Source organism: Nocardia sp. 852002-20019_SCH5090214 (genome assembly GCF_001665865.1).
In the GTDB taxonomy this organism is placed as follows: domain Bacteria; phylum Actinomycetota; class Actinomycetes; order Mycobacteriales; family Mycobacteriaceae; genus Nocardia; species Nocardia nova.
Map to the genome: position 1 here is coordinate 1 of NZ_LZMK01000366.1, position 3,081 is coordinate 3,081.

General features: G+C 68.1%; 7 protein-coding genes. 5 read left to right on the top strand and 2 right to left on the bottom strand.

Annotation, left to right across the window (positions count from 1 at the left end):
- Positions 1-397, bottom strand: a 397-nt coding sequence (locus A5780_RS28390; RefSeq protein ID WP_156769700.1) for a hypothetical protein, incomplete at its 3' end; no start/stop codon positions are given.
- Positions 394-750, bottom strand: a complete 357-nt coding sequence (locus A5780_RS28395; protein WP_064910307.1) for a GntR family transcriptional regulator — start codon at positions 748-750, stop codon at positions 394-396. The genes A5780_RS28390 and A5780_RS28395, both read right to left, overlap by 4 nt.
- A 112-nt stretch (positions 751-862) precedes the next feature.
- Between A5780_RS28395 and A5780_RS28400 the strand changes: the two genes are divergently transcribed.
- The 5 genes from A5780_RS28400 to A5780_RS28420 form a co-directional block, all read left to right on the top strand.
- A complete protein-coding gene (locus A5780_RS28400) occupies positions 863-1,189 on the top strand; it encodes a hypothetical protein (protein WP_064910309.1) in 327 nt (108 codons plus the stop codon).
- A complete protein-coding gene (locus A5780_RS28405) occupies positions 1,186-1,494 on the top strand; it encodes a hypothetical protein (protein ID WP_082976780.1) in 309 nt (102 codons plus the stop codon). Before A5780_RS28400 ends, A5780_RS28405 begins: the two co-directional genes overlap by 4 nt.
- On the top strand, positions 1,494-1,721 hold the full coding sequence (locus A5780_RS28410; RefSeq protein ID WP_064910313.1) for a hypothetical protein: 228 nt from the start codon (positions 1,494-1,496) through the stop codon (positions 1,719-1,721). Before A5780_RS28405 ends, A5780_RS28410 begins: the two co-directional genes overlap by 1 nt.
- Complete coding sequence (locus A5780_RS28415; protein WP_082976779.1) at positions 1,718-2,200, top strand: WhiB family transcriptional regulator; 483 nt, start codon at positions 1,718-1,720, stop codon at positions 2,198-2,200. Before A5780_RS28410 ends, A5780_RS28415 begins: the two co-directional genes overlap by 4 nt.
- The coding region (locus tag A5780_RS28420) for a type IV secretory system conjugative DNA transfer family protein (protein ID WP_231983129.1) at positions 2,200-3,081 on the top strand (882 nt) is incomplete at its 3' end. The genes A5780_RS28415 and A5780_RS28420, both read left to right, overlap by 1 nt.

Consider the following 3,081-nt stretch of genomic DNA (forward strand, 5'->3'; position numbering starts at 1 on the left):
GCCAGCAGGGGGACTTTCCGAGCTGACCGTCGACCTGGTCTAGCGCGAGGCGATCTCGGAGGGGCGTGACGAATTCGTGGCCGATGTGGGCAGCGACGAACTTGTGGGACCGCACCCCGAGACCGCCGCCGGGGGTGGGCGCCAGTGCTGCGACAGCGAGCAGTACATCGCCAGGAGGTGTCGTGCGCGACTCCCAGGCGGTGACGTGCCGGGAGTCGACCGGCCGGCCGAGAAGGGAGCTCAGCGCCTCCGCAAAGGCGGTGGGGGATAGGCCCGCCGCGGCACGGGCCATCGCGACCCGGTTGCGGGCGACCGCAGCGAAATCAGGGTGATAGCTGGATCCGCGAGTGTGGAGTCCGGTCACGTTTCCCTGATGGGGGAGGTGTCGGACGTTCACCCTGCCTCCTGAGCGTGGTTGTGTTCGGCCGAGTCGGGCAGTCCGAGGTTGCTGTAGACCTCCATCATCTGCGTTTCGAGTCGGGCCACACGGTCTTTCAGCGACGTGATCTCTTCCTCTATCGAAGCGCGCTGCGGCGGAGCCTCTTTCACGAATGTGCCGACGCCGTGGAAGGTCTCGATGAGGCCTTCATCGCGCAGTACATCGAGGCCGCGGTCGAGGGTCGCCAGAGCGACGCCGAATCGTTTCATCAGTTCTGGCTTTGTCGGCAGCTGGGCGCCCGGAACGTAGTCGCCCTCCGCGATTTGGGCGCGTAGTTCGTCTGCGACCAGCTGATATCGAGGTTTGCTCACCCCATAAGAGTAGGTGTCCCTGAGTCATCTATGTCAACTAGTTCTCTCTATTGACTCACCTAGGTCACTCTGATTCACTCGAATGAGTTGGAACTCTTCAGGGAGGCGAGAGATGGCAGTCAAGCGAGAGGGACAGTGGCTGACCGCGACGCGGTCGGAGCATGTGGCCTTCGAGATGGCGGAGGGGGTGTTCCGGTTGTCGTTCGCACCGGATCGCCTGGTCAACCGGGTGCAGGCGGTGGCCGGCCTGCTGTTGGCCGAGATCGCGGATCAGTGGGGCGAGCTGCTGTGGGCCGAGGACTCGAACGTCGCGATCGTGTGGCGGCTGATGGCCCAGCAGGCCCGCACGCTGGGCCTGGACGTGCTCGACGCGGTGATCCGGATCGAGCAGTCAGAGTGGCCGACCACCCCGGCCGAGTGGGCGGTGTGGTCGCGATGAATCTTCCCGAGACCTGGACTCGTGACATCTGGCAGCGGGCCGCTGCGGCCCCCACGATCCCGTCGTTGCGGGTCACCGGCGGGCACATGACCAGCGAGGCGACTAAGCACCTCGCGATCTACGTCGGCATGAGCCGGTGGGTGGTCGACTACCTGCCGGGTCGTCAGCTGACCCGTGAGCAGGCAACGGCCGCGATGCGGATCGCGATCGCGCCGGATCGGCTCGATGTCGAGCGGTGGGCCGGGGAGCTGGGCCTGACCGCTGACGAGGCCCGCGGCTTCGCCGAGCTGCCGGTGAGTGCGTGATGGCTCGCGAACGCTTCGTCGATGTCCACATCCCGATCGTGGCGGGCGGCATCGGGGTCGGCCCGATCCTCGTCGTCCCGCTTCTGGTGCTCGCGTTCGGAGTCCTTCTCGCCGTGCTGGTCACGGTGACCCACCCGAATCCGCACCACACCTACTACCCGCGCAGCTGCGATCCGTTCTGCTCCGCGCCTTCCCCCACCACTTCCGTTGAAGGAGTTCAGCGATGACCACGATCCGTGCTGTTGTCGATCACCCGGCGGCGTGGGCACCAGTGGAGTGCACCACCGATCCGGAGCTGTTTTTCCGTGATTCGCGCGCCGCTGTTCATGCCGCGCAAGAGATTTGCCAGCGCTGCCCGCTGCTGGTTCGGTGCGCACAGTACGCGCTCGCGGCCCCGGACGAGGCGACCGACGGCGTGTTCGCGTCGGTGCTGATGGCGTCGACGCCGACCGCCCGGCAGGACCGCGAAGCCGCTTTGGAGCTGCTGGCCCAGGTCGCGAAGACCGGAATTCCCGCGCCGCTGCACGACTTCGGGCCTGCCAAGTTCGCCGGCACCCGCGCGGAGCTGCTGCAGCGGGTGGTCGAACTGCGCGACGAGCAGGGCATGTCCTGGTCGGCTATCGGCAAAGAGCTGGGCTGCCACTACATGACCGCCCGCAACATGTACGAATCCCGGGCCGCCTCCCTATCGAAGGCGGTGGCCTGATGGATCGCACAGCGCCGATGCCGGGTGCCGAGCTGGACCCGTGGCGTGAGGCCAAGGGGATCGCCGGGGTCATGGTGGGCGTGCCGACGCTGATCGAGACGGCCGGCGCGGCTACCTGGGTGGCCCCGCTCTACGGCGGGCCGAAGCAGTCGGTGGAGTTCTCCAACCCGCTTCTGTTGGGGTGGGACCTGTTCGGCACGCACTCGCTGGCGTGGTCGGGGGAGGCGTGGGCTGGTCTGGCGACCGTGCTCGGTGGCGCCGCGGCCGGTGTGGCCGCGTCGGTGGTGGCCGGGAGCTGGGTCTGCCACCGCTGCCGGGACCTGTTCTCGGATCGTCGCGAGGCCGACACCGCGAGGGCGGCGAAGAAGAAGGCCCGCAAGGTACGCAAGGCCACCGGTGTGGGTTACGCGCGGATCGCGCAGCAGGTCGAGCACGCGGTCGATGCGCAGGCCCGGTGGATGGCTCAGGGCGCTGAGCTGGCGGATCTGACCTATGAGGCGATGGTTGCCAAGGCCGCCCGCCTGGGTGTGCGCCGCGGCGCGGGTGACGCCCCTGGGGTGTCGCTGGGCCGGGCGGTGCTGGACGCGACGGGGCTGTACGCCTCCTACGAGGACTTGCACGTCGACATCATGGGCCCGCGTGCCGGTAAGTCCAGCTCGCTGGTGATTCCGGCGGTGATGGAGGCGATCGGCCCGGTCGTGGCGACCTCGAACAAGCGCGATGTCGTGGACGCGACCCGGCTGCATCGCGGCCGGATGGGCACGGTGCGGGTGTTCGATCCGCAGGGCGTGGCCAAGGAGCCCTGCTCGTTCTACTGGGATCCGATCGCGTGGGTCGCGGGCACCGGTGTCGACGGCGGCGCGGGCGCTCATGTGCGTGCG

Excerpts from the sequence above, each read along its gene's own strand:
- A5780_RS28405 (WP_082976780.1), top strand. The coding sequence starts at position 1,186 with ATGAATCTTCCCGAGACCTGGACTCGTGACATCTGGCAGCGGGCCGCT.
- A5780_RS28410 (WP_064910313.1), top strand. The coding sequence starts at position 1,494 with ATGGCTCGCGAACGCTTCGTCGATGTCCACATCCCGATCGTGGCGGGC.
- A5780_RS28415 (WP_082976779.1), top strand. The coding sequence starts at position 1,718 with ATGACCACGATCCGTGCTGTTGTCGATCACCCGGCGGCGTGGGCACCA.
- A5780_RS28400 (WP_064910309.1), top strand. The coding sequence starts at position 863 with ATGGCAGTCAAGCGAGAGGGACAGTGGCTGACCGCGACGCGGTCGGAG.